Genomic DNA, 24,644 nt, shown 5'->3' on the forward strand with positions numbered 1-24,644 from the left:
AACAGCAATACACGGCCGAGCAGGGCGACAGCGATTCCCCCTCGTGGCGCGCTGAAAGGGTTAGGCAACGAGCCGGTACGGGCAGCTAGCAAGGTCAACTCCAGGTGAGACTGTCATCGTGACTTTAACTTCGATTCGGAAGGTACGGGTCACCGGCGTGATCGGTATCCGGAAGCAGATAGCGCGTATGCGATGTCGAATGACACGGGTAGGAGATGCGGCATATGAGAGCCGTGCGAGTGTCTGACGAGATGCTGTCTGCCGTGGTGCTGGTCGCTGCGGGTACCGCATCGGTATCGATAGACGGAATCGGTGGCAGCGCGCTCCTGCCTGTACCCGCCCATCCTTCCCGGCCGCTCGTTCCGGTGCCGGACGTGCGGGTCGATCACGAACGTGCTGGCGAAAATCCAAGTTCGTTATTGCTACCGGCAACGTCGTTCCTGACCGCGCCGTTGGAATCGGCGAGGCGTAACAGGCCGGGCGATCCGGAGCGGTCGTGCGAGAAACTGCTCTGGAGCGTCTACTGGATGTAGTTTGCCAACACCGCACGGATAGCCGGATCATTCATGTTGTTCGGCGTCACCGTCACCACGTCGACCAATACTTTCGAGCGGGGCGGATGGCCCTGCAAGGCCCCAACCAATGTTTCAATCGCCAGATAACCCATGCGGTAAGGGTCCTGCACCACATCGGCATAAACGACGCCATGCTTGAGCCCATCCAGGAATTCCGGGCGCCAGTCGAACACGACCAGGCGCGGGCGATCGCCGACGGCCTTGGCTTCAATAACTCGCAGGGCGGCATAGGCAATCGGCTCAGCCGGTGCGAAAACAGCATCGAGGTGCCCCTCATAGGCGTTCAAGGCCTTGGCGATCAATCCCTCCGCCTCACGGGGGCGGTATCCTACATAGGTATCGACAACCACATCCCATCCCGCCTCCCGCGCCACGCTCAGAAATCCGTTTTCGCGCTCTGTTGTGGAACTGATGTTCGGTGCGAGTCGCAGCACTGCTACCTTTGCCCCCCTCCGCAGGACCGGCACAAGACTGAGCGCCGCCTTTTTTCCCGCGCTCAAATTGTCGGTGCTGACGGTAGATATAGCGTTGTAATCGCTGCTGCTCCGGTCTACCAGCACTGTGGGAACCGCGATCGAAACCGGCGTTGTCACATGCTCCAACGGCTCGGGCGCCAACAGGATACCGGCCACCCCACTGCGCACCTCGTAGTCGATTATCCGTAGCTGGATATTGGGTTGCGTGCCAAGCGAGGCACCGTCTGAAGGGTTGCGCATCACCAGTTCGACATGCTCGTCTTCGGCGGCCTGTTTGATCCCCTTTGTCATCGCCTGCCAGAAAACAAGCGACGATCCGCCCAGTACGACGCCGAGCCTGACGGCATACGCGCTCGGCAACGCTCCGGCCAAGGCGGCAAACAGCATAACGCGTGCAAGGACCCTACGCATCGTGGACTCCGACGACGCCCGGGACGCGGCCCTCGCCAGTCTGGGGACACACACGAGAGCCTGCGACGCCGCCGCCATTTTGCCTTGATAATCTCACGTCACCCTCCTCACGCCAGTTTGGCACAACTTTCCACACGCGATATTGCGTCAATCGGAAGCGGCTGTCGCCCCTGCAGCCCGAGCACGTCGAAAGCGTGTTCGTGTACCGTGGCAGACCGGTCTACCAGACCGTTACTGCGGCGTGGAAAAAGCGCTTAAGCGGGCCGGTATCCGTGATTTCCGCTGGCACGATCTGCGCAACACGTGGGCGCGCTGGCACGTACAGCGTGGCACGCCGCTACAGGTGTTAAAGGAGTTAGGCGGATGGGAAACGCTGGAAATGGTGCAACGCTACGCGCACCTGTCGGCCGATCACCTGGCGCACTCGGTACAGCCGCACACCACCGCCGACAGCCCAAAGCTGGCGATGAGCTAACTGTATTTTCACTGTACTGGGAGTAAACGATGAAGCAGCAGAGAAACCGCTGAAAGCCTTACGGCTATTGGTGCGCCCGGCTGGGATCGAACCAGCAACCCCTGCCTTCGGAGGGCAGTACTCTATCCATTGAGCTACGGGCGCTTCAACACGAAAGCGCGGCAACCTGAGCGGGAGCGACGCCAAAGCGAGACCGCAAGGATACCCGGTTTCGTCCGAACCGTCCACCGGACGGCCTGCATGGCGATATTTGGCGCTTCAGAACCGCCGCCCGAGCGACGCAAGGAGCGCCCGACGATGCGGGTAAACGCCTGCTGAACACCTCGCCGCGCTGCTCGCCGCCGCCGAAACGTTGCGTCTATAATCGTCCGTGGCTGATTCAAGAACAAGAAGTTGCCGTCACGCTGTACCGCTCACATACCCACGGAGACGAGACAAGCATGAGCGAAGCACCACACGGAGCCCCGATCAAAACCCCCAAGCAGCTCGTCGCTGCGATCATTGCGGGGTTTGCTGTACCGATCGTTATCATCGTTCTGCTGGCGGTCTACGTCGATAACTCGACTCGCACCGGCGCCGGCACAGACAGTCTCTCCGAAGCCGAGGTCAGCGCCCGCATCAAGCCGTTGGCGCAGGTCGACATTCGTGACGCCAACGCGCCACGCGTCTACAAATCCGGCGAAGAAGTCTACAAGGCCGTTTGCTCCGCGTGTCACGCGTCGGGCACGGCAGGCGCGCCGAAATTCACCAATACCGCCGACTGGGCGCCGCGCATCACGCAAGGCTTCGACACGCTCCTGCATACGGCGCTGACCGGCAAGGGCGCGATGCCCGCGCGCGGCGGCACCAGCCCTGACGACTACAGCGACTTCGAAGTCGCCCGCGCGGTGGCGTACATGGCGAACAACTCCGGCGCGAGCTTCCCTGAACCGGCTCAACCCGCAGCGGCGGCTTCGGGTGCGGCAGCAGCGTCGGGCGCAGCCGCCGCGGCGCCGGCCGGCGCCTCGGACGCAGCGGCCGCCCAAGCCACAGCTGCCCTGGCGGCGATGGCAAGCGTGCCGCAAGCAGTCGCGCCAGCAGCAGGCGCCACGCAAAGCGCGGACGCATCGCAAGCCGGCAAGGCGCTGTATCAGCAGGTTTGCCAGGCATGTCACGCGGCAGGCGTGTTGAACGCACCGAAATTCGGCGACAAGGACGCTTGGGCGGCGCGTCTGAAAGAACCGATGGACACCGTCTACAACTACGCGCTGCACGGCAAGGGCGCGATGCCGCCGAAGGGCGGCTCCACTGCCTCCGATACGGACGTGAAAGCCGCTGTCGATTACATGGTCAGCGCGGCGAAATAAATCGCCTTTGTGGCGTGTCCGGCAACACGAAAAATCCCTGCGCCGTGGCTACACGAGCAGGGATTTTTTACGCGTGATTCGTTTTATGCGCCGGTATGGTTATCGTCTGGTGCAACAACAATCGCCGGCCGGCTAAACGCCTCGACGAACGCCAGCGCCGGCGTACTTCGCGCGAGCGACGTGAAATGCTCGCGCAGGTCGGCCGGCGCGAGCCACGGATAGCTCAAGCCCTTTTGCAACGCTGCGAGCAAGGCACCGTCCGCATCGGGCACGACATCCATGCGCGCGATGTGGATATGAAAACCCGTGACGTTCGCCGCGTCATCGAATCTCCAGCGATACACGCCATGGCCGACGCGCAAGGCCCCGGTCGCGAGTTCGCGCATCACCACCAGCCACGGTAAAGCGTCGATCGTGCGGTCATTGACCGTCAGCGAGTCGCACACGTAATAGGTCCGGCACTGCGCATACTGAGCGCCGAAATCGCTCACGAGCGTTTTCGCGATCGCATCGGTTCCGACGGTGCGCGCCGGAAACGCGATATTCGACGTCGCCAACGAAATGGTCAGCACCGCGTCCGGCGCAAAGGCCTCGGCGATGCGTTCGGCACGCGTGTTGTCCTTCGCGTCGATGTAGGTTTCGAGCGCGCGGCGATAGTGCGCGAGGGGCGGCGTGGTCATGCAACGGTCTCCGTGTAACGTCCAGTTATCGAGCCGTGCCACTGTAGCGCCCGCGCCCTTCAAAACCGCCGATGCACCTGCCGCGCGCGGGGTTTTGCCAACGCGCGCTCGCGTTCACATTCAGGGTTTCTGCAACAGCGCCTTCAAACTTGCGAGCCGGTCTTTCGGCGACATCGGCGCTTCCTCGGGCGTCGGCGGCGGCGCATCGTCGAGCAGCATTTCGGGGATGAAGCGCGACGGCTCGCACACCACCGTTTCGCGCGCCCGCTTACGCTTCTTGCACCAGTTCAGATGCAGGCTGCGCTGCGCCCGCGTGATCGCGACGTACATCAGGCGGCGCTCTTCCTCGATGCGCGCGTCGTCGACCGGTTCGTCGTCGGCGCCGCCGCGGTGCGGCATGATGCCTTCCTCCACGCCCACCAGAAACACGTGCGGATACTCCAGCCCCTTCGATGCGTGCACCGTCGAGAGCCGCACCGCGTCCGGATCTTCTTCCTTGCCTTCGAGCATCGACATCAGCGCGACCGTCTGGATCAGGCCGAGCAGATTCTTGCCGGTGTCGGCGAGGCCGTCGGCATTGTCGTAGCCGGTTGCTTCGCCGCCGTTGCCGAGATCGGGCTCAGCCTTGGTGCCCTTACGCTTGAGCCATTCCATGAACTCCAGCACATTTTGCCACTTGGCCTGCGCCTGACGTTCGTCGAACGCATCGTACAGATAGGCTTCATAGTGGATCGCGTCCATCAGTTCGTCGAGCAAGGTGCCTGCGGCATCCTTCTCGGCGCGGTCGGTGAGACGCTGCATGAAATCGCAGAACACGCGCATCGGCTCGATCTGACGCGGCGAGAGCCGCGCCTCGATGCCGCCCATGTACACCGCCTCGAACAGCGACACCTTGGCCTGGCCGGCGAACGAGCCGAGCGCCTCGAGCGTCGTATTGCCGACGCCGCGGCGCGGCGTGGTGATCGCGCGGATGAACGCGGGGTCGTCGTTCGCGTTGGCGATCAGGCGCAGATAGGCGCAGATATCCTTGATCTCGGCTTTGTCGAAGAACGACTGCCCGCCGGACAGCACATACGGAATCCGTTCGCGCCGCAGCACCTGCTCGAAGATGCGCGCCTGGAAATTGCCGCGATACAGGATCGCGTAGTCGCGGAAATTCGCGCGCCGTTCGAACTTGTGCGCGGACAGGCGGAACACCACGGATTCCGCTTCGTGCTCTTCGTCGTTGCACGGCGTGACAGTGATCGTGTCGCCCATGCCGTGCTCGGACCACAACTTCTTCTCGAACAACTTCGGGTTGTTCGCGATCACATTGTTGGCGGCGGTCAGAATGCGCACCGTCGAACGGTAGTTCTGCTCCAGCTTCACCAGATGCAGCTTCGGGAAATCCTTGCCGAGCTGCGCAAGGTTTTCGAGCGTCGCGCCGCGCCAGCCGTAGATCGCCTGGTCGTCGTCGCCCACTGCCGTGAACGCCGCGCGCGGGCCGGCCAGCTGCTTCAGCAACTCGTACTGGCAGGCGTTGGTGTCCTGATATTCGTCGATCAGCAGATAGCGCAGCTTGTTCTGCCAGCGGTCGCGCACCTGCTCGTTCTTCGCGAAGAGTTCGGCGGGCAGGCGGATCAGGTCGTCGAAATCGACCGCCTGATACGCGTGCAGCGTCGCCACGTAGTTGCGATAGACGATCGCGGCCTGGTGCTCGTCCTCGTTCGCGGCGATCGCGATCGCCTCTTCGGGCATGATCAGGCCGTTTTTCCACAGCGAGATGATCGACTGGATCTTGCGGATGAAGCCCTTGTCCGTCGAACCGACCTGTTCCTGAATCATGCCGAAGCAGTCGTCCGAATCCATGATCGAGAACTGCGGCTTCAGGCCGACGTGTTCGGCTTCCTGACGCAGGATCTGCACGCCGAGCGAGTGGAAGGTGCAGACCGTCAACTGATTGACGGGCACTTTGCGGCCTTCCTTGCCGGGCGTGGTGAGCGTCTTGCCTTCGAGCAGCTTGCCGACGCGCTCGCGCATTTCCGCCGCGGCCTTGTTCGTGAACGTGACGGCGGCGATGTGGCGCGGCTCGAAGCCTTTGGCTTCGATCAGGTGCGCGATTTTCTGCGTGATCACGCGCGTCTTGCCGCTGCCTGCGCCGGCGAGCACGAGACACGGACCGTCGAGATAACGGACCGCTTCATTTTGAGCGGGGTTCAGGCCTGCGGACATCGTCTGTGGATGGGTAATGCGGTTGAGGGCGCTTGGGTGCGGGTCGCCAGACCGAAGGCCCCGGGGGCATGCTGCGCAGAGCGGACGGCTGGAACGGGCGCCTCTCGTGGTGCGAAGGGCGTTCCGGCTCGCCGCGATCCGCGCGAGAGGAGCGATGTTAACACGGAAGCACACGGAGGCCCGCCGTGGCTGCCTTAACAGCCGCGACGACAGATAGCTCCGACAGACACCCGCGACGACGCTGACAGTCCGTCTTCGGGACATGCCACAATTACGTTGTTGCGCGCCGTCGCCGCGGTGGCAAAGCGGCGCGCCGTTTTTGCAGGAAGACACGCATGTCCGCATCGTTGAAGATTGGATTGATGGGTTACGGTTTTGCCGGCGCGACCTTCCACGCGCCGGTGATCGAGCACTGCGGGCGGGCGAGCGTCGCCGCGATCGCGACCAGCCAACCCGAGCACGCACTGGCCGACTATCCGCACGCGAAGGTGGTCGCCGATCTGGACGCGCTGCTCGCGCTCGACGAAATCGACTGCGTCGTGATCGCGACGCCCAACGACACGCACTTCGACCTCGCTCGCCGAACGCTCGAAGCGGGCAAGCACGTGGTGGTCGACAAGCCGGTCACGCTCACCGCCGCCGACGCGCACACGCTCGCCAACATCGCGCTCGTCCGCAGCCGGCTATTCGTGCCTTTTCACAACCGTCGCTGGGATGGCGATTTTCTGACCGTTCGCGATCTGCTCGCCAGCGGCGAGTTGGGGCGCATCACGCAATATGAATCGCATTTCGACCGGTTCCGGCCGGAGATTCGGCAGCGCTGGCGCGAGGAGGCTTCGCGAGGCGGCGGTTTGCTGTTCGATCTCGGACCGCATCTGATCGACCAGGCGCTGGCGTTGTTCGGCACGCCGGCGACGGTTTCGGCGACGGTCCGGGCGCATCGCGATCAGGCTAGCGCGCCGGATTATGTGCATATCCAGCTGGGCTATGGCGCGTTCGAGGTCGTGTTGCATGCAAGCGCGCTGACGGCGCTGGTCGCGCCCAGGTTTGCGATTCACGGCACGCGCGGCAGCTATGTGAAATACGGGCTCGATACGCAGGAAGATCAGTTGAAGGCCGGCTTGCGGCCGGGGGATGAGGGGTTTGGCGCCGGCAATACGGCGGGCGTATTGCGTGTGCTTGAAGGCTCGCAAGAGGTTGAACGCGAGGTTCCCACTCGCAACGGGAACTATGCCGGGTTTTATATTGCGCTCGCTGATGCCATTCAGAACGGCGTGAAGTTTCCTGTCAGCGCGCAGGATGCTGTCGATGTCATGACGGTTGTCGAGCTTGCAGCCCGGAGCTCGGATGAAGGGGTTCGGCTGGGATTTGAGCGTATTCGATAAGAAAGAAAAAACCAGCGGCGCGGGGGCAAACAGACAAATGCCGCCGCCCAAAAAACCAAAACTGACAATCCGGAAAGGAATATCCCGTTACAAAAAACCCACCCGAGCAGTCAGCGCCCGGCAAGGTGAAACCGTTCCTATTCCAGGCAACAAAACAAACTCGGGAGAATCCATGCATCGTTCCATCCGCGCACTCACCGCATGCGCATTGCTCACCTCGCTGGCCGCCTGCGTGGTGGCCCCCCAACCCGCGCCCGCGCCGCGCCCCAATCCGCAGCAAATCGCGGACCAACGTCTCCATCAGGTCGACGGCCGCATCGATAATCTCGGCCGCCGTATCGACGCCCGCGTGAACGAGGGCTACTACCCGCCCCCGCAAGGCGCCGCGCTGCATCATCGGCTGGACGTGATCCGTCAGGAAGCCCACGACATGGCCGCACAGCACGGCGGCGGCATCTCCGGCGACGAACAACGCGTGCTGAATCAGGAACTGGACAACGCAGCCCACGCCATCGGCGAATAATCGCGCACCAAGTCGGGCATCGAAACAACGGCAGCAATCGCGCGGGCATCACGTCCCGCGCTTTTTTTTTGAGGTACGCGATCCCGCCGCGCCAATCGGCATGCCGCTTGCAGGCCTTTATTTGACAAGCCCCCGGCCCTCGCGTACATTCGCCGCACGCGTCGGGAGAGCGCGCTGGCCGCATTTTTCAGCAGGCCGCGCCGCCGAAGGGGCACACCCGCAAACTCTCAGGCAAAAGGACCGACCGCGTCGAAGAACCCGCCTCACGGCCAAGGTTTTTCGCACTCTGGAGAGCGGCAGTAGCCGTCTGCGTCGTGCATATGACTCAGACTTAGGCAGGCTGCCCACCGAAGGGGCGCGCGTTTCACCGTAGCGATTCGAATCACGTCGCCCGGCAGCGCAATCTCTCAGGTATCGAGGACAGAGGGGTCATGCAACGCATCGCTCGCAGGCATCAGGCCGCGAGGCGTCGCGCCGCATGGCCTTTTTTGTTTCGCGAGATGCCCGAGGCCCCATGACCGAACTCAAACACACTCCGCTCAACGCCACCCATCGTGCGCTCAACGCCCGCATGGTCGATTTCGGCGGTTGGGACATGCCCGTCAACTACGGCTCGCAGATCGACGAACACCGCGCCGTGCGCACCGACGCCGGCATGTTCGACGTCTCGCACATGTGCGTCGTCGATTTCACCGGCGAGCGCGTGCGCGCCTTCTTCGAATACGCACTGGCGAACAACGTCGCCAAGCTGCAAACGCCGGGCCGCGCGCTCTACTCCTGCCTGCTGAACCCGAACGGCGGCGTGATCGATGATCTGATCGTCTATTACTTCGGCGAAGATCACTTCCGCGTGGTCGTCAACGCCGGCACCGCCGATAAAGACATCGCCTGGTTCGGCCAGCTCAACGCCGAAAGCGGCTTCGGCCTGACCATCACGCCGCGCCGCGATTACGCGATCGTCGCCGTGCAAGGCCCGAATGCGCGCGAAAAAGTCTGGCAAACCGTACCGGCCGTACGCAACGCCACCGAAGCTCTGAAGCCCTTCAACGCCGCGCGCGTCGAAGGCACGCCGTTCGGCGAATTGACCGTCGCGCGCACCGGCTATACCGGTGAAGACGGCTTCGAAATCATCGTCCCGGCAGATCACGTCGTCGCGCTGTGGAACGCGCTGCGAGCACAAGGCGTGCGTCCGGCGGGCCTCGGCGCGCGCGACACGCTGCGCCTCGAAGCCGGCATGAACCTGTACGGCCAGGATATGGACGACAACGTCTCGCCGCTCGACGCCGGCCTCGCATGGACCGTCGATCTGACGTCGCCGCGCGACTTCGTCGGCAAGGGCAAGCTCGAAGCAGAAGGCTCGAAGGCTGCGTTCGTCGGCCTGATTCTGCTGAAGGAAAACGGCAAGGCGGCAGGCGTGCTGCGTGCGCATCAGAAAGTCGTCACGCCGCACGGCGACGGCGAAATCACCAGCGGCACCTTTTCGCCGACCATGCAGGAATCGATCGCCTTCGCACGCGTGCCGAAAGGCGTGCAGCCGGGCGACACCGTTCACGTTCAGATTCGTGACAAAGCCCTTCCCGCAGGCGTGGTAAAACTGCCGTTCGTGCGCAACGGCAAAGTGCTTGCGGTTTAAGCGGCCGCGCGTGCGTCTCCCTCAAGAAAACCCCGGGCCGCCCCAAGTTTTCCGCTCCGCAGGAAGTCCCCCGCCCCGAAGGAAGTCCCCTTGGGGGATTGGGGGATTGCCCCCTCGGGGCCTGGCGTGAAGCGACAGGTTTGGGAGCCCTTTTATTAAATACCTACCGAATTACACCGCATAGGAGCATCCGATGAGCATCCCGGCCGATCTGAAATACACCGAATCGCACGAATGGGTCCGCACCGAGGCGGACGGCACGCTGACGGTCGGCATTACCGACCACGCGCAGGAAGCGCTCGGCGACATCGTCTTCTTCGAAGTCCAGGAATTGGGCAAGACCGTTACGGCAGGCGACACCGTCGCCGTGATCGAATCGGTGAAAGCCGCTTCCGATATCTACGCCCCGGTCTCGGGCGAAATCATCGAAGCGAACACGACCGTGGCCGACACGCCTGATTCGGTCAACAGTGCGCCGTACGAAAGCTGGCTCTTCAAGATCAAGCCGGCCGACGGCGCCACGCAAGATGGTTTGCTCGACGCCGACGCGTACTCGAAGTCGATCGGCGCCTGATCCACCTACTCGTTTAAACCGTCAGGTGCGGCCTCCGTCAGCATGGCGCGCCGCACCGCCAGGGACACCCATGAAGCTCGAACACCCGGATCGTCTGATGAACCGCACTCCTCTCTCGCTCGCCGCGCTCGAAGTGCATGACGCCTTCGCCGAACGGCACATCGGCCCGGATTCGGCCGACCAGCATGCGATGCTCGAAGCCTTGGGCTTCGCATCGCGCGCCGCGCTGATCGACGCCGTGATCCCGAAGACGATCCGCCGCAGCGAAACGCTGCCGCTCGGCCCCTTCGCGCAGCCGAAGAGCGAGGCCGAAGCACTCGCCGCGTTGCGTGAACTGGCGGACAAGAACCAGGTGTTCCGCTCGTACATCGGGCAGGGCTATTACAACGCGCACACGCCGACGGTGATCTTGCGTAACGTGCTGGAAAATCCGGCGTGGTACACCGCGTACACGCCGTACCAGCCGGAAATCTCGCAGGGCCGTCTGGAAGCGCTGCTGAACTTCCAGCAGATGATCGTCGACCTGACGGGTCTGGCGATCTCGAACGCATCGCTGCTCGACGAAGCCACCGCCGCCGCCGAAGCGATGACGCTGCTGCAACGCATCGGCAAGCCGAAGTCGAACGTGTTCTTTGTGGCCGACGACGTGCTGCCGCAAACCATCGAAGTGGTGAAGACCCGCGCGACGCCGGCCGGCATCGAAGTGAAAGTGGGCCCGGCCGCGGACGCCGCGAACGCCAACGCGTTCGGCGTGCTGCTGCAATACCCGGGCGTGAACGGCGACGTGCGCGACTACCGCGCGCTGACCGAAGCGATCCACGCCGCGGGCGGCCATGTGGTGGTCGCCGCCGATCTGCTCGCGCTCACCGTGCTTACGCCGCCGGGCGAATGGGGCGCGGACGTGGCCGTCGGCAATACGCAGCGTTTCGGCGTGCCGGTCGGTTTCGGCGGCCCGCATGCGGCGTACCTCGCCGTGCGCGACGAATTCAAGCGTCAGATGCCGGGGCGTCTCGTCGGCGTGACCGTCGACGCGCAAGGCAATCCGGCGCTGCGTCTCGCGCTGCAAACGCGCGAACAGCATATCCGCCGCGAGAAAGCGACCTCGAACGTCTGCACCGCGCAGGCGCTGCTCGCGATCATGGCGAGCATGTACGCGGTCTATCACGGCCCGCAAGGCCTCAAGACGATCGCGCTGCGCGTGAATCGCATCGCGGCGCTGCTCGCAGCCGGCGCGAAAAAGCTCGGCTACACGCTCGTCAATGAGACGTTCTTCGACACGCTCACGTTCGAAACCGGCGCGCGCACCCAGGCGCTGCATGACGCGGCGACGGCCAGGCGCATCAATCTGCGCCGCGTGAGCGACACGCGCGTGGGTATCTCGATCGACGAAACCACCAAGCGCAGCGATCTAGCCGACCTGCTCGCCGCGTTCGCGCAAGCAGCCTTTGTCGACGAAGTCCCGCAAATCGATGCCCTCGACGCAGAACTCCCCGCACAGAGCACGGTGCCGGCAGCGCTCGAGCGCACCAGCGCCTATCTCACGCACCACGTGTTCAACCGCCACCATTCGGAAACGGAAATGCTGCGTTATCTGCGCAGCCTGTCGGACAAGGACCTCGCGCTCGATCGCTCGATGATCCCGCTCGGCTCGTGCACGATGAAGCTGAACGCGACCTCGGAAATGCTGCCGGTCACGTGGCCCGAATTCGGTCAGATTCACCCGTTTGCTCCGGCTGAGCAAACGGTCGGCTACCGCGAAATGATCGATCAGCTCGAACAGATGCTGGTCGCGGCTACCGGCTACGCGGCCGTGTCGCTGCAACCGAACGCCGGCTCGCAAGGCGAATATGCGGGCCTTCTGATCATTCACGCGTACCACGCGTCGCGCGGCGAAAGGCACCGCAACGTCTGCCTGATCCCCGCTTCGGCGCACGGCACGAACCCGGCGTCGGCGCAAATGGCCGGCATGCAGGTGGTCGTGGTCGCGTGCGACGCGCAAGGCAACGTCGATATCGAAGACCTGCGGAAGAAAGCCGCGCAACACGCCGGGAAGCTCGCGGCGATCATGATCACGTATCCGTCGACGCACGGCGTGTTCGAGCAGAACGTCCGCGAAATCTGCGAGATCGTGCATGCGCACGGCGGGCAGGTCTATGTGGACGGCGCGAACATGAACGCAATGGTCGGCCTGTGCGCGCCGGGCCAGTTCGGCGGCGACGTGTCGCATCTGAACCTGCACAAGACGTTCTGCATTCCGCACGGCGGCGGCGGACCGGGTGTCGGTCCGGTCGCAGTCGGCGCGCATCTCGCACAATTCCTGCCGAACCAGATTTCGTCGGGCTACGAACGCACGCCGAACGGCATTGGCGCGGTATCGGGCGCACCGTACGGCTCCGCTTCGATCCTGCCGATTTCGTGGATGTACATCGCGATGATGGGCGCGAAGAACCTCACCGCTGCCACCGAAACCGCGATCCTCAACGCGAACTATGTCGCGAACAAACTCGCGCCGCATTATCCGGTGCTGTATTCGGGCCCGGGCGGACTAGTCGCGCACGAGTGCATTCTCGATCTGCGCCCGCTCAAGGAGACGAGCGGCATTACCGTCGACGACGTCGCCAAGCGCCTCGCCGACTACGGCTTCCACGCGCCGACCATGAGCTTTCCGGTGCCGGGCACGCTGATGGTCGAGCCGACCGAATCGGAATCGAAGGAAGAACTCGACCGTTTCATCGAAGCGATGATCGCGATCCGCGAGGAAATCCGCGCGGTCGAAGAAGGCCGCTCGGACCGCGAAGACAATCCGCTCAAGCATGCGCCGCATACGGCAGCGGTAGTCATCGCGAATGAATGGAAGCATGCGTATGCGCGCGAAACCGCAGCCTATCCGCTGCCCACTCTGATCGCGAAGAAGTACTGGCCGCCCGTCGGCCGTGCGGACAACGTGTACGGCGACCGCAATCTGTTCTGTTCCTGCGTGCCGGTCGCCGACTACGAGTAATCGCCGCCATGACCGCGCATTGCCCGCAGGTTGTAAGCGGGCGCTGCGCGGTTCTGTCGTTCGTGCCCGCAAACGGCTAACATCACACACCGAATCAGCCCAACGAGGAGTTTCGCATGGCGCGAAAGGTGCGATTGATGCAAAGCCGGACCGAAATAAGGCGAGCCCAGACGTGGCAGCAGACGTGCGCGCTATTGTTGGCTGGCGCGGCCGTGCTGCTGCCGCTGCGGCAGGCGCAAGCCGCGATGAATTTTTGTGCGGCGCCCGCGCTGCAAACCAGCGAGCGGACCAACGCCGATCCCGGCGTCAAAGCCCTGGTGAGCAATGTGCAGGCGCATCTGAACGACCCGTCGCGAGCGCTCGCGACACTGCATACCGAAGGCACGCTGCCGCACGAGGGCATCTACGATCAGAGTGTCGAGGCGGAGAAAGATCTCCCCCTGCTGCGCGACGCCGCGTTGGCATGGCGCGCGACCAGCGACGATCGTTATCTGAAGCTGGTCGACCGTTTGCTGTTTGCGTGGGTCACGACTTACCAGCCGAACTTCAATCCCATCGACGAAACCCATTTTGAGGGCCTGATCCTCGCGTACGACATGACCGCGAGCGCGTTGCCAGTGAAAACCCGCAACGCGTCGATGGCGTTTCTGACGAAGCTCGCCAGCGGCTACATCGCGCAGATCGACGCGCAGCCGCGCCCGCTCAAGGGCACGTATCGCAACAACTGGCAGAGTCATCGAATCAAGCTGGTTGCGATGGCCGCGTTCACGCTCGATAACCGCAAGATGATCAATGCGGCACAGCGCCTGTTTGACGAGCATATCGGCGACAACATCGCGCCGGACGGCTCGACCGTGGATTTCGGCGAACGCGACGCACTGCATTACGTCACCTATGACCTGCAACCGCTCGTGACCGCCGCGCTCGCCGCGCGCCGCCACAACCGCAACTGGTTGCCGGAGAAGGGCACGAACGGCGCATCGCTGGAGGGCGCGCTCAACTGGCTTGCGCCGTATGCGGATGGCAGCAAGACGCATGAAGAATTCGTGCATTCGAACGTCGCGTTCGATGCCAAACGTCGCGAGGCCGGCTTGCCCGGCTATTCGGGTCAATGGGACCCGAAGAACGCGACGGAACTGTTTCACCTGGCGGCGCGTCTCGATGGACGCTATACGCCGATCGCGCTGCAGCTCGCGCCGACGCCGCCCGCGTGGCTCGCCGTGTGCTTACCGCTGCCGGCGCGCTAAACTCACTTTTATCAGCAGGGAGCAGTCATGGCGGTCAGCGTATTCGACCTCTTCAAAATCGGCATTGGTCCGTCCAGTTCGCATACGGTGGGGCCGATGCGCGCGGCGCTGATGTTCGCTCAAGGGCTCGAACGCGACGGGCTGCTGGACGCGACGGCATCGGTGAAGGTGGATCTGTATGGTTCGCTCGGCGCAACGGGCAAGGGCCACGGCACGGATCGCGGCGTGATGCTCGGGCTGATGGGCGATGCGCCTGACACCGTCGACCCCGACACGATCGTGCAGCGGCTCGAAGCGGTACGGGTATCGCGCAAGCTGGCTTTGCTCGGCACGCACGACGTGCCGTTCGTGCAAAAAGATCACATTTCGTTTTATCGGCAGGCACTGCCCGAGCACCCGAACGGCCTGAAGCTGCGCGCGTTCGACGCGCAAGGGGAGACGTTGCGCGAGTCCACCTATCTGTCGGTGGGCGGCGGCTTTGTGGTGACGGCCGGCGCGCCGAACACGAAGGTGCTGAGCGCCGTCGATCAATTGCCGCACTCGTTCCGCAGCGGCAACGAGTTGCTCGCGCTGTGCCAATCGACCGGCAAGAGCATCGCGCAGCTGATGTGGGAAAACGAGCGCGTGTGGCACACCGAAGAAGAGACGCGCGCAGGCTTGCTGAAGATCTGGGACGTGATGCAGTCGTGCGTGGCGCGCGGTTGCGGCATCAACAATCCCGATGCTGACGGCAATTTGCCCGGCCCGTTCCAGGTGAAACGCCGCGCGCCGCAGCTGTATCGCGCGCTGTCGGGCAATCCGGAACTGGCGCTGCGCGATCCGCTGTCGATGGTCGACTGGATCAACCTGTACGCAATCGCCGTCAACGAAGAAAACGCTGCGGGCGGGCGCGTGGTCACCGCGCCGACCAACGGCGCGGCCGGCATCATTCCGGCCGTGCTGCATTACTACACGCGCTTCATGCCGGGCTCGAACGAGCAAGGCGTGATCGACTTTCTCATGACGGCGGCGGCGATCGGCATTCTGTACAAGCTGAACGCGTCGATTTCGGGCGCGGAAGTGGGCTGCCAGGGCGAAGTGGGCGTCGCCTGTTCGATGGCTGCCGGCGCGCTCGCCGCGGTAATGGGCGGCACGCCGCAGCAGGTCGAGAACGCGGCTGAAATCGGTATGGAACACAACCTCGGGCTGACGTGCGATCCGGTCGGCGGGATGGTGCAGATTCCGTGCATCGAGCGCAATGCGATGGCGTCGGTGAAGGCAGTCAATGCGGCGCGGATGGCGTTGCGCGGCGACGGCAGCCACTACGTGTCGCTCGATTCGGTGATCAAGACGATGCGCGAGACCGGCGCGGATATGAAGACGAAGTACAAGGAAACGTCGCGCGGCGGCTTGGCGGTGAATATCGTCGAGTGTTGAGAGCGGTTGTGCGTGGTTGTGCGTGATCGCAAGTGACAGACGACGCGGGCTTCAGCCCGCGTTTTTGTTGGTGCATCTCATGTGATGCATACGGATGACAGTTGCGCTGCGCCGTGACACCCGACGCGCTGTCGGCGTAAGCTGTGCGAGCGCTCATCGGCTGGGTTCCGGCCGATGCGGCACCATCCGACCGCACTCACGCAATGTCTGGAGGCTTCATCGCAATGTCGCTGCCGAATACGCCCGTTTCCGGTTCTCCCACCGCCCAAACCACCGGTGCGCGTCTCGTCGTCGACGCCTTGCTGACGCACGGTGTCGAACGTGTCTTTTGTGTGCCCGGCGAAAGCTTTCTCGCCGTCCTCGATTCGCTGCACGACGAAACCGATCGTATCCAGACCATCGTCTGCCGGCACGAAGCAGCGGCTGCAAACATGGCTGAAGCAGTCGGAAAACTGACCGGCCGTCCGGGCGTTGCGCTCGTCACGCGCGGACCGGGCGCGACGCATGCGTCGATCGGCGTGCACACCGCATTCCAGGATTCGACGCCGATGATTCTGCTGATCGGTCAATGCGCGCGCGAGCATCTGGATCGCGAAGCCTTTCAGGAAATCGACTACCGGCGCATGTTCGGTCAAATGGCCAAGTGGGTCGCGCAAATCGACGACCCCAGACGCATTCCCGAATATCTGAGTCATGCGTTTCACACGGCGACCTCGGGACGTCCGGGACCGGTCGTATTGTCGTTGCCGGAAGACGTGTTGAGCGATGCATGCGCTGTCGTTGCCGGCGCACCAGCCTACAAGCGTGTCGCGGCATCGCCGTCCGCGGCGCAGATCGAACAGTTGCGGCAACTGCTGGAAGGTGCGCAAAGGCCAATGGTGATCGCCGGTGGCAGCGGTTGGACGCCGGCAGCGTGCGCGGACCTGCAACGCTTCGTCGAGAACTGGCAACTGCCGATCGGCCTCGCGTTCCGCTTCCAGGACACGCTCGACAACGAACATCCGAACTACGCCGGCGACGTCGGCCTCGGCATCAATCCGGCGCTTGCGCAACGCATCCGCGATGCGGATCTGTTGCTCACACTGGGTCCTCGCTTGGGCGAAGCAACCACGAACGGCTACACGCTGCTCGATATCCCGAAGACCAGACAAACGCTGGTTCACGTGCATCAGGGCGCGGAGGAACTCGGGCGTGTGTACGCGGCGGATCTGCCGATCGTCTCCGGCATGCCGGAGCTGACCGCGCTGCTTGCCGGGTTAAAGCCGTCTTCCGGCACGCCCGCATGGTCCGGCACGGCGCAAGAGGCCCATAGCGCGTATCTCGACTGGCGCAAGCCGCGTCAGATTCCAGGCGACGTGCAAATGGGCGAAGTCATCCAGCAATTGCGCGCGCATCTGCCCGAAGACGCGATCGTCACCAACGGTGCCGGCAATTACGCGACATGGCTGCATCGGCACTTCTCGTATCGGCGTTTCCGCTCGCAACTCGCGCCGACCAGCGGCGCGATGGGCTACGGCGTGCCGGCGGCGATTGCGGCGAAGTCGCTCTATCCGCAACGCGCAGTGGTCGCGTTAGCCGGCGACGGCTGCTTCATGATGTCCGCGCAGGAACTGGCGACAGCGATGCAATACGACCTGCATGTGATTTTTATCGTCGTGAACAACAGCCACTTCGGCACGATCCGGATGCATCAGGAACGGCACTATCCGAATCGCGTGCACGGTACCGGCCTCACGAATCCGGACTTCGCGGCGTTCGCGCGGTCGTTCGGCGCGCACGGCGAAACGGTGGAGCGCACCGAAGATTTTCTGCCGGCGTTGCAGCGCGCGATTGAGGCGAAGCGTGCGGCGGTGATCGAGATTCGCATGCTGCAAGAGGCGAGCACGCCAGGCGCGACGCTGGAGCAGATTCGGGAGCAGGGGCGCAAGCTGCGGGGAGAGTCGGCGTAACCGCCCGCGCCGTGCATCAAAGAAAATGCCCCGCAACCGAAAGCGCGGGGCTTTTTTTGCGTGACGAACGCGCGGTAGTTAGGCGTAAACGACGGACAACGCCCCGAGTTCTCTCATCAGTTCAGGTTTGCGGGACTCAACGACGTCGGCATGGATTTGATAGATCACCGACTTGATGACTTCCGTCTGGCTCAATGTCGTGTCATGCATCAATGTCTTCAGATCTTCAGCGATGCGTGGCGTCACTTTCATGGAAAGCCGCCGGCGCGCCGTACCGCGGCGCTCCTTGAAGCGCTCCGACGCCGAGCGATGTGCCTTGATCAGCCTGGCCCGTGGAAATTCGCCGGAAGCAAACCGATGCAGGTAAAGGATCATCAGAACCTTGCGGAATTCAGTCGAACTTGCGCTATCGACGATATAAGCGGCCAGGTCGAGAATATCCAGATAAATGGCCGGCAGTTGCGCCTCGATCGGTCTGACTTCCTTCCGCCGTGCTTCCCTGATGGCTGGCGTGGATTGCGCCGGAACCGCGGCCACTTCGCCGCACACATCGCACACTGCCGCGAGGACGTTCTTGACCTCACCTTTACCGTCGCTGAAAGGCACATCGCGCCGCGCAAAGCTTGTGCTCACAAGCTGCTTGCAGCGGTGACAGATCGCCTTGCTTTTCTCACCGTCCTCATACAGTTTCATCTTCATGGCTTCGCTCACTGGTGCACGCTGATAAACATGGTGTCGGGATCGCCCACGAAGTAAAACTTCACGTACCAACCGCCTGACTCGATGATATGAACATCGATCGACGCGACACTATGGTGAGGCGACGCGCTGTATTGCGTGCCATCGCTTCTGGCAATGAGAACCTCCACGAATTCGGCGGTAACTTGCCCCGTCGACAGAAGGTTTTTGACGTTAATGCCGGAGCGCGCCTCATGCTGGAACCTCCCAGATCTGAGCGCGGCAATAACCGCCCGCTTCACTTGCCTGTACTTGCTCGGTATCGACAACCGCACCCCCTATTATACGATAGGTCTCGTATAAAACACGCGATCGTGATCTCGCGCCGCCCGAAGGAATTGTCGATGAATTTTTTTTCGGGAGAAGGCTAACTACATGGGTGTCCACAGGCGAACCCCAAACACGAGCCCATAAAAAACCCCGCCGAAGCGGGGTTTTCTACGTTCAGGCAAACAGCTAAAAACAGCTTACTTCCCGCCCACGCTTTGCAGCGTCGTCCACTTGCCGTCGACAACCTTGTACAGCGTGATGCCGCCGTTCTTCAGGTCGCCCTTCGCGTCATATGCGAGGTTGGCCGACGTCACTGCCGGCATCGAAGTCTTCGCGAGCATCGGCAGGTACTTGGCCGGATCGGTCGAGTTCGCCTTCTTCATCGCGGCGAACATCGCCATTGCGCCGTCGTACGCGTACGGCGAGTACGTTTGCACGTCCTCGTTGAAACGCGTCTTGTACTTCGCGACGTAGTCCTTGCCGCCCGGCATTTCTTCCAGCGGCAGGCCGGCGAGCGACGCCACCGTGCCGTTCGCGGCGTCGCCGGCGATCTTCAGGAAGGTCGGCGTGTGGACCATTTCGCCACCCATCAGCGGCGCCTTGATACCGAGCGTCTTCATTTGCTTGACCATCGGTGCCGCTTGCGAATCCGCGCCGCCGTAGTACACCAGATCCGGGTTGACCGACTTCAGCTTGGTCAGGATCGACTTGAAGTCGACGGCCTTGTCGTTCGTGTATTCGCGATCGATGATCGTGCCGCCTGCTGCCTTCGCCGCCTTCTCGAACTGATCAGCCAGACCCTGGCCGTAAGCCGTGCGGTCGTCGACGATCACGATCTTCTTCATGCCCAGGGTCTTCACCGCGAACGTGCCGGCGACCGAACCTTGCTGCGTGTCGGACGTCATCATGCGGAACGTGGTCTTGAAGCCTTGTTGCGTGTATTCCGGCGCCGTCGCCATCGCGATTTCGGGAATGCCCGCGTTTGCGTAGATGCGCGAAGCCGGAATCGTGGTGCCCGAGTTGAAGTGGCCGAGCATGCCCTTGATGCCGTCATCCACCAGCTTTTGTGCAACGGTCGTGCCGGTGCGCGGGTCAGCCTGGTCGTCGGCCGAATCCAGCACGAAGCGAACCTGCTTGCCGCCGATCACCGGCTTGGTGGCGTTCATGTCTTCCACCGCCAGCGTGATGCCGTTCTGGAAGTCCTTGCCGTAATGCGCCTGCGCGCCCGTCATCGGACCGGCAAAACCGATCTTCACGTCTTCCGTCGATTGAGCGTTGGCCGTCCCCGCCAGCGACATCGCTGCAACCAGCGCTGCGCCTGCCAGCTGTTTCATCTTGTGTTGCATAGCTTCTCCTTGGTACCAGGTGTGGATGGAGCGGTTTCGGGGTCGCCGTACCGCTTCCGTTTTAATACTGAGCGCCCCCAAACCTGTCGCTTCGCGCCAGGCCCCCCGAGGGGGCAATCCCCCAATCCCCCAAGGGGACTTCCTTCGGGGCGGGGGACTTCCTGCGGAGCGGAAAATTTGGGAGCGGCCCTGCATTTTCTTGAAGGGACCGGTGAGGTTCGCTCAACCGATCGTCATCAAATTCGCATTACCGCCTGCTGCTGCCGTATTCACGCTGACCGAGCGTTCCGTCAACAGACGCTCGAGCGCGTAATCCTCGTCGCCGCTTTCCAGCGCGCGCGCCGCGACGCCTTGCACCGAGACGATCGGCCCCGGACGCTTCGCGACCTCCTTCACCAGCGCCAGCAGTTCGTCGCTATCGCCTTCGAACAGCACCGCATCGAAAGGCGTATCGGCGCTCTTCTTCACGCTTGCGTGAGACTTCAGCGCGGCGGGCAGTTGAGACACCAATTGTTCCCCGGCCGCGCCTTCGAACAACGCTCGATTTCCCGTAGCCAGCGCTGCCGCGAGCTGCGCGCGCGCGCCGCTCGCGGTCGACGCGATACAGAGCACCGTGCCGCGCGCACCCAGCGTGTAAGTGTTGCGCTCGCCAGTGGGCCCCGACAATACCGCAGTTGCGCCTGCCGGCACATGCGACAGATAACCGTCGCAGCGTGCGGCCAGCACGGGCTGCTGTTCGGCGATCAGCCAGTCGCGCAACGCGGTCAGCGCGGCGGACGGATTGTCGCTGTTTTCAGCAGCTTGCGGTACATCCACGACCAGCGCCTGCGCCAACGATTTCGGCAAACCCGCCGGGCGCGTAGCCAGCAGACGTTGCAGATACAGCGCGCCGCCCGCCTTCGGACCCGTGCCCGACAGCCCCTCGCCGCCGAACGGCTGAACACCCACCACCGCGCCGATCACGTTGCGGTTCACGTAGATGTTGCCGACATGCGCGCGGCTGATCACGTGAGCGATCGTTTCATCGATCCGCGTGTGGATGCCGAGCGTGAGGCCGTAGCCGGTCGCACGGATCTGTTCGAGCAGCTTGTCCAGCTGGCTGCGGCGGTAACGCACCACGTGCAGCACCGGGCCGAACACTTCGCGCTTCAACTCGTCGATGCTGTCGAGTTCGATCAGCGTCGGCGGCACGAAGGTGCCTGGTGTGCAGCCTTCCGGCACCGGCAGTTGCTCGACCTTGCGGCCCTTCTCGCGCATCGCCGCGATATGCGCGTCGATGCCGCGCTTCGCGTCGAGATCGATCACCGGACCGACGTCGATCGACAAACGATCCGGATTGCCCACTGCCAGCTCGCGCATCGCGCCGGTCAGCATTTCCAGCGTGCGGTCCGCGACATCGTCTTGCAGACAGAGAACGCGCAGCGCGGAACACCGCTGACCGGCCGAATCGAACGACGATTGCAGCACGTCCGCGACCACCTGTTCAGCTAGCGCCGACGAGTCGACGATCATCGCGTTCTGGCCACCGGTTTCGGCGATCAGCGGAATCGGCTTGCCGTCCGGATCGAGGCGGCCCGACAAGGTCTTGTTGATCAGACGCGCGACTTCGGTCGAACCGGTGAACATCACCGCGCGGGTGCGCGGATCGGCCACCAGCGCCGCGCCGACGGTTTCGCCGTCGCCCGGCAGCAGTTGCACCGCGCCGGCCGGCACGCCAGCTTCGCGCAGGATGCGCACGGCTTGCGCGGCGATCAGCGGCGTTTGTTCGGCCGGCTTCGCGAGCACGGTGTTACCTGCTGCGAGTGCGGCCGCCACCTGGCCCATGAAAATCGCCAGCGGGAAATTCCACGGGCTGATACACACGACCGGACCGAGCGGGCGGTGCGTGTCGTTGGAGAACTCGTTGCGGATCTGCGTCGAGTAATAGCGCAGGAAGTCGATCGCCTCGCGGATTTCCGACACCGCGTTCGGCAGCGACTTGCCGGCTTCACGCACCACCAGACCCATCAGCGTGTGCATCTGCGCTTCGAGCAGGTCGGCGGCACGCGCGAGACAATCGGCGCGCGCATCGACCGGCGTGGCCTGCCAGATCGGCGCGGCGGCCACGGCATGCGCCAGGGCAGCGCTCACGTGTTCCGCCGTGGCCTCGACCACCGTGCCGACCAGATCGCGGTGGTCGGCCGGATTGCGCACGTCGCGGGCGGCGCCGATGGCAATTTCGTTGTCTTCGAGCATCGGCGCAGCGCGCCACGGATGATGCGCGCTCGCCAGCAGCGCCGACGACAGCGACGCCAGACGATGTTCGTTCGACAGATCGAGGCCCATCGAATTGAGGCGCTCGGCGCCGTACAGATTGCGCGGCAGCGGAATCTTCGCGTGCGGCGCGCCGAGCGGCACGATCTTCGACGCTTCGTCGACCGGGTCGGCGATCAGGTCCTTGATCGCGACGCTTTCATCGGCGATGCGGTTCACAAACGACGTGTTCGCGCCGTTTTCCAGCAGACGGCGCACGAGGTAGGCGAGCAGCGTTTCATGCGTGCCGACCGGCGCATACACGCGGCACGGACGGTTCAGCTTGTCGCGGCCGGTGACTTCTTCGTACAGCGGCTCACCCATGCCGTGCAGGCACTGAAACTCGTACTGGCCGGGGTAATAATTGTTGCCCGCGAGGTGATAGATCGCCGACAGCGTGTGTGCGTTGTGCGTCGCGAACTGCGGATAGACCGCATCGGGCGCGCCGAGCAGTTTCTTCGCGCAGGCGAGGTACGACACGTCCGTGTAGATCTTGCGCGTGTAGACCGGATAGCCTTCGAGGCCGTCCACTTGCGCGCGCTTGATTTCGGTGTCCCAGTACGCGCCCTTCACGAGGCGCACCATGATCCGGTGACGGCTGCGGCGCGCGAGGTCGACGATGTAATCGATCACGAACGGGCAGCGCTTCTGATACGCCTGCACCACGAAGCCAATGCCGTTCCAGCCGGCCAGCTCCGGATCGAAGCACAGCGCTTCGAGCAGATCGAGCGAGATTTCGAGGCGGTCGGCTTCTTCGGCGTCGATGTTCAGGCCGATGTCGTAGCGGCGCGCGAGGATCGCCAGCGATCGCACGCGCGGCAGCAGTTCGCTCATCGCGCGTTCCTGCTGCGAGCGCGAATAGCGCGCGTGCAGCGCGGACAGCTTGATCGAGATGCCCGGGCCTTCGTAGATGCCGCGGCCGCCGGCAGCCTTGCCGATCGCGTGGATCGCCTGTTCGTACGACGCGTAGTAGCGCTGTGCGTCGGCTTCGGTGGTGGCCGCTTCGCCGAGCATGTCGTACGAATAGCGGAAGCCGCGCGCTTCGTACTTGCGGCTGTTGGCCAGCGCCTCGGAGATGTTCTCGCCGGTGACGAACTGCTCGCCCATCAGACGCATCGCCATGTCGACGCCCTTACGGATCAGCGGCTCGCCGCCCTTGCCGATCAGGCGCGTCAATGCCGACGACAGGCTGGTTTCGCTATTGGTCGTCACCAGCTTGCCGGTGATCATCAAGCCCCAGGTCGCGGCATTGACGAACAGCGACGGCGCCTGGCCGACGTGCGACTTCCAGTCGCCCTTGCTGATCTTGTCGCGGATCAGCGCATCACGCGTGGCGCGGTCGGGAATGCGCAGCAGCGCTTCGGCGAGGCACATCAGCGCAACGCCTTCCTGGCTCGACAGCGAAAACTCGTGGATCAGCCCTTCGACGCCGCCACCCTTGCTCTTGGTGCGCAGGGTTTCGACCAGCTTGCCGGCCATCGTCTGGACGTCGCCCGCAAGGTTCGCCGGCAAACGCGCCTGGCCCAGCAGGAACGGCACGCATTCCGGCTCGGGCCGGCGATACGCGGCGGTGATCGCCGCGCGCAGCACCGATTGCGGTTGCACGTTCTGCGCGAATTCGAGGAACGGGTGCGCCGCACCGTATTCCTCGCTTTCGACGGCGGCGCCATCGGCCAGATCGGCCGAGCCCGTCGCGCCCGACAGTTCAGGCGGCAATTGGCCGTGCTCGATCTTTTCGAGGTACGCGAAGATCGCCTGCTTGATCAGCCAGTGCGGAGTGCGTTCGAGGCGAGTGGCGGCATCTTTCAGCCGGGAACGCAGGAGGTCATCGACCTTGACGCCAAGGGTGGTGCTAGCCATGTTTCCTTCTTCGGATACCAGTCAACGTAAGCTGGCGAAAGACTAAAAGTTCGCCGAATCGTACGCCTCCCAATAAAAAGGTGCAACCATGCGCAGCGCATGGTTGCACCTCCGTGAAGGCCTTGTATAGCGGGGGTTTGCGTCAGATCGCGCCGGGCCGGGCGACACCGGTTGCGCTCAGTACTTTCCCTGGCGTGATTCTTTTTCGTCTTTACCCTCATCCAATCGCGCGGCGC

The 24,644-nt window shown here is 63.4% G+C and carries 17 protein-coding genes, 1 tRNA gene, 1 pseudogene and 2 riboswitches; of the genes and pseudogenes, 11 read left to right on the plus strand and 8 right to left on the minus strand.

Annotated features, from left to right (window positions below):
* Positions 1-239 precede the first annotated feature (239 nt).
* A complete protein-coding gene (locus AC07WT_RS20620) occupies positions 240-533 on the plus strand; it encodes a hypothetical protein (protein WP_494948281.1) in 294 nt (97 codons plus the stop codon).
* On the opposite strand, the gene AC07WT_RS20625 is transcribed toward AC07WT_RS20620, so the two are convergent.
* On the minus strand, positions 521-1,438 hold the full coding sequence (locus AC07WT_RS20625; protein WP_494948282.1) for a substrate-binding domain-containing protein: 918 nt from the start codon (positions 1,436-1,438) through the stop codon (positions 521-523). The two genes, AC07WT_RS20620 and AC07WT_RS20625, sit on opposite strands and share 13 nt — an antisense overlap.
* Positions 1,439-1,638: 200 nt before the next feature.
* Here AC07WT_RS20625 and AC07WT_RS20630 point away from each other — a divergent pair.
* A pseudogene (locus AC07WT_RS20630) lies at positions 1,639-1,937 on the plus strand (tyrosine-type recombinase/integrase); the annotation flags it as partial.
* A 68-nt stretch (positions 1,938-2,005) separates the two neighbouring features.
* Here AC07WT_RS20630 and AC07WT_RS20635 read toward each other — a convergent pair.
* Positions 2,006-2,081 (minus strand) — tRNA-Arg (locus AC07WT_RS20635).
* 296 nt (positions 2,082-2,377) lie between these two features.
* On the opposite strand from AC07WT_RS20635, the gene AC07WT_RS20640 reads away from it, so the two are divergent.
* The gene (locus AC07WT_RS20640; protein WP_494948283.1) at positions 2,378-3,283 is read left to right on the plus strand and encodes a c-type cytochrome; all 906 of its coding nucleotides are present in this window, start codon (positions 2,378-2,380) and stop codon (positions 3,281-3,283) included.
* A gap of 83 nt (positions 3,284-3,366) precedes the next feature.
* Here the strand turns inward: AC07WT_RS20640 and AC07WT_RS20645 are convergent, their stop codons facing one another.
* Together AC07WT_RS20645 and AC07WT_RS20650 are read right to left on the minus strand one after the other, a co-directional pair.
* Entirely contained in the window at positions 3,367-3,963 is a 597-nt protein-coding gene (locus AC07WT_RS20645) for a hypothetical protein (protein WP_494948284.1), read from the minus strand.
* 120 nt (positions 3,964-4,083) lie between these two features.
* Positions 4,084-6,174 (minus strand): UvrD-helicase domain-containing protein, encoded by a 2,091-nt coding sequence (locus tag AC07WT_RS20650; RefSeq protein WP_492590815.1) that lies wholly within the window; start codon positions 6,172-6,174, stop codon positions 4,084-4,086.
* Between the two features lie 335 nt (positions 6,175-6,509).
* Between AC07WT_RS20650 and AC07WT_RS20655 the strand changes: the two genes are divergently transcribed.
* The 8 genes from AC07WT_RS20655 to AC07WT_RS20690 all read left to right on the plus strand — a co-directional run bounded on the left by AC07WT_RS20655 (position 6,510) and on the right by AC07WT_RS20690 (position 17,902).
* On the plus strand, positions 6,510-7,559 hold the full coding sequence (locus AC07WT_RS20655) for an oxidoreductase (protein WP_494948285.1): 1,050 nt from the start codon (positions 6,510-6,512) through the stop codon (positions 7,557-7,559).
* A gap of 172 nt (positions 7,560-7,731) precedes the next feature.
* Positions 7,732-8,082 (plus strand): hypothetical protein, encoded by a 351-nt coding sequence (locus AC07WT_RS20660; RefSeq protein ID WP_492590813.1) that lies wholly within the window; start codon positions 7,732-7,734, stop codon positions 8,080-8,082.
* A gap of 152 nt (positions 8,083-8,234) precedes the next feature.
* A riboswitch (glycine riboswitch) is annotated at positions 8,235-8,335 on the plus strand.
* 23 nt (positions 8,336-8,358) lie between these two features.
* Positions 8,359-8,516: riboswitch (glycine riboswitch) on the plus strand.
* Positions 8,517-8,596: 80 nt separating this feature from the next.
* Positions 8,597-9,715, plus strand: a complete 1,119-nt coding sequence (gcvT, locus tag AC07WT_RS20665; protein WP_494948286.1) for a glycine cleavage system aminomethyltransferase GcvT — start codon at positions 8,597-8,599, stop codon at positions 9,713-9,715.
* A gap of 193 nt (positions 9,716-9,908) precedes the next feature.
* The gene (gene gcvH / locus AC07WT_RS20670; RefSeq protein ID WP_492590811.1) at positions 9,909-10,289 is read left to right on the plus strand and encodes a glycine cleavage system protein GcvH; all 381 of its coding nucleotides are present in this window, start codon (positions 9,909-9,911) and stop codon (positions 10,287-10,289) included.
* A gap of 70 nt (positions 10,290-10,359) precedes the next feature.
* The gene (gcvP, locus tag AC07WT_RS20675; protein WP_494948287.1) at positions 10,360-13,290 is read left to right on the plus strand and encodes an aminomethyl-transferring glycine dehydrogenase; all 2,931 of its coding nucleotides are present in this window, start codon (positions 10,360-10,362) and stop codon (positions 13,288-13,290) included.
* A 116-nt stretch (positions 13,291-13,406) separates the two neighbouring features.
* Positions 13,407-14,537 carry an alginate lyase family protein gene (locus AC07WT_RS20680; RefSeq protein ID WP_494948288.1) on the plus strand — a complete coding sequence of 377 codons (1,131 nt, stop codon included), beginning with the start codon at positions 13,407-13,409 and terminating at the stop codon, positions 14,535-14,537.
* Positions 14,538-14,564: 27 nt separating this feature from the next.
* The gene (locus tag AC07WT_RS20685) at positions 14,565-15,953 is read left to right on the plus strand and encodes an L-serine ammonia-lyase (protein WP_494948289.1); all 1,389 of its coding nucleotides are present in this window, start codon (positions 14,565-14,567) and stop codon (positions 15,951-15,953) included.
* Between the two features lie 224 nt (positions 15,954-16,177).
* A complete protein-coding gene (locus AC07WT_RS20690; protein ID WP_494948290.1) occupies positions 16,178-17,902 on the plus strand; it encodes a thiamine pyrophosphate-binding protein in 1,725 nt (574 codons plus the stop codon).
* Between the two features lie 78 nt (positions 17,903-17,980).
* Here AC07WT_RS20690 and AC07WT_RS20695 read toward each other — a convergent pair whose 3' ends face one another.
* The 4 genes from AC07WT_RS20695 to putA all read right to left on the minus strand — a co-directional run bounded on the left by AC07WT_RS20695 (position 17,981) and on the right by putA (position 24,408).
* A complete protein-coding gene (locus AC07WT_RS20695) occupies positions 17,981-18,601 on the minus strand; it encodes a hypothetical protein (RefSeq protein ID WP_494948291.1) in 621 nt (206 codons plus the stop codon).
* Between the two features lie 8 nt (positions 18,602-18,609).
* Positions 18,610-18,882, minus strand: coding sequence for a hypothetical protein (locus AC07WT_RS20700; RefSeq protein WP_494948292.1), 273 nt, complete (start codon positions 18,880-18,882; stop codon positions 18,610-18,612).
* A gap of 225 nt (positions 18,883-19,107) precedes the next feature.
* The gene (locus tag AC07WT_RS20705; protein ID WP_492590806.1) at positions 19,108-20,256 is read right to left on the minus strand and encodes a branched-chain amino acid ABC transporter substrate-binding protein; all 1,149 of its coding nucleotides are present in this window, start codon (positions 20,254-20,256) and stop codon (positions 19,108-19,110) included.
* Between the two features lie 222 nt (positions 20,257-20,478).
* The gene (putA, locus tag AC07WT_RS20710; RefSeq protein WP_492590805.1) at positions 20,479-24,408 is read right to left on the minus strand and encodes a trifunctional transcriptional regulator/proline dehydrogenase/L-glutamate gamma-semialdehyde dehydrogenase; all 3,930 of its coding nucleotides are present in this window, start codon (positions 24,406-24,408) and stop codon (positions 20,479-20,481) included.
* Positions 24,409-24,644: the final 236 nt, after the last annotated feature.

Source organism: Paraburkholderia sp. GW821-FHT02A12, assembly GCF_059422005.1.

What these genes read in the sequence shown, in the direction of transcription:
- AC07WT_RS20625 (WP_494948282.1), bottom strand. Translation starts at nt 1,438, where the DNA reads ATGCTGTTTGCCGCCTTGGCCGGAGCGTTGCCGAGCGCGTATGCCGTC.
- AC07WT_RS20640 (WP_494948283.1), top strand. Translation starts at nt 2,378, where the DNA reads ATGAGCGAAGCACCACACGGAGCCCCGATCAAAACCCCCAAGCAGCTC.
- AC07WT_RS20645 (WP_494948284.1), bottom strand. Translation starts at nt 3,963, where the DNA reads ATGACCACGCCGCCCCTCGCGCACTATCGCCGCGCGCTCGAAACCTAC.
- AC07WT_RS20650 (WP_492590815.1), bottom strand. Translation starts at nt 6,174, where the DNA reads ATGTCCGCAGGCCTGAACCCCGCTCAAAATGAAGCGGTCCGTTATCTC.
- AC07WT_RS20655 (WP_494948285.1), top strand. Translation starts at nt 6,510, where the DNA reads ATGTCCGCATCGTTGAAGATTGGATTGATGGGTTACGGTTTTGCCGGC.
- AC07WT_RS20660 (WP_492590813.1), top strand. Translation starts at nt 7,732, where the DNA reads ATGCATCGTTCCATCCGCGCACTCACCGCATGCGCATTGCTCACCTCG.
- gcvT (WP_494948286.1), top strand. Translation starts at nt 8,597, where the DNA reads ATGACCGAACTCAAACACACTCCGCTCAACGCCACCCATCGTGCGCTC.
- gcvH (WP_492590811.1), top strand. Translation starts at nt 9,909, where the DNA reads ATGAGCATCCCGGCCGATCTGAAATACACCGAATCGCACGAATGGGTC.
- gcvP (WP_494948287.1), top strand. Translation starts at nt 10,360, where the DNA reads ATGAAGCTCGAACACCCGGATCGTCTGATGAACCGCACTCCTCTCTCG.
- AC07WT_RS20680 (WP_494948288.1), top strand. Translation starts at nt 13,407, where the DNA reads ATGGCGCGAAAGGTGCGATTGATGCAAAGCCGGACCGAAATAAGGCGA.
- AC07WT_RS20685 (WP_494948289.1), top strand. Translation starts at nt 14,565, where the DNA reads ATGGCGGTCAGCGTATTCGACCTCTTCAAAATCGGCATTGGTCCGTCC.
- AC07WT_RS20690 (WP_494948290.1), top strand. Translation starts at nt 16,178, where the DNA reads ATGTCGCTGCCGAATACGCCCGTTTCCGGTTCTCCCACCGCCCAAACC.
- AC07WT_RS20695 (WP_494948291.1), bottom strand. Translation starts at nt 18,601, where the DNA reads ATGAAGATGAAACTGTATGAGGACGGTGAGAAAAGCAAGGCGATCTGT.
- AC07WT_RS20705 (WP_492590806.1), bottom strand. Translation starts at nt 20,256, where the DNA reads ATGCAACACAAGATGAAACAGCTGGCAGGCGCAGCGCTGGTTGCAGCG.
- putA (WP_492590805.1), bottom strand. Translation starts at nt 24,408, where the DNA reads ATGGCTAGCACCACCCTTGGCGTCAAGGTCGATGACCTCCTGCGTTCC.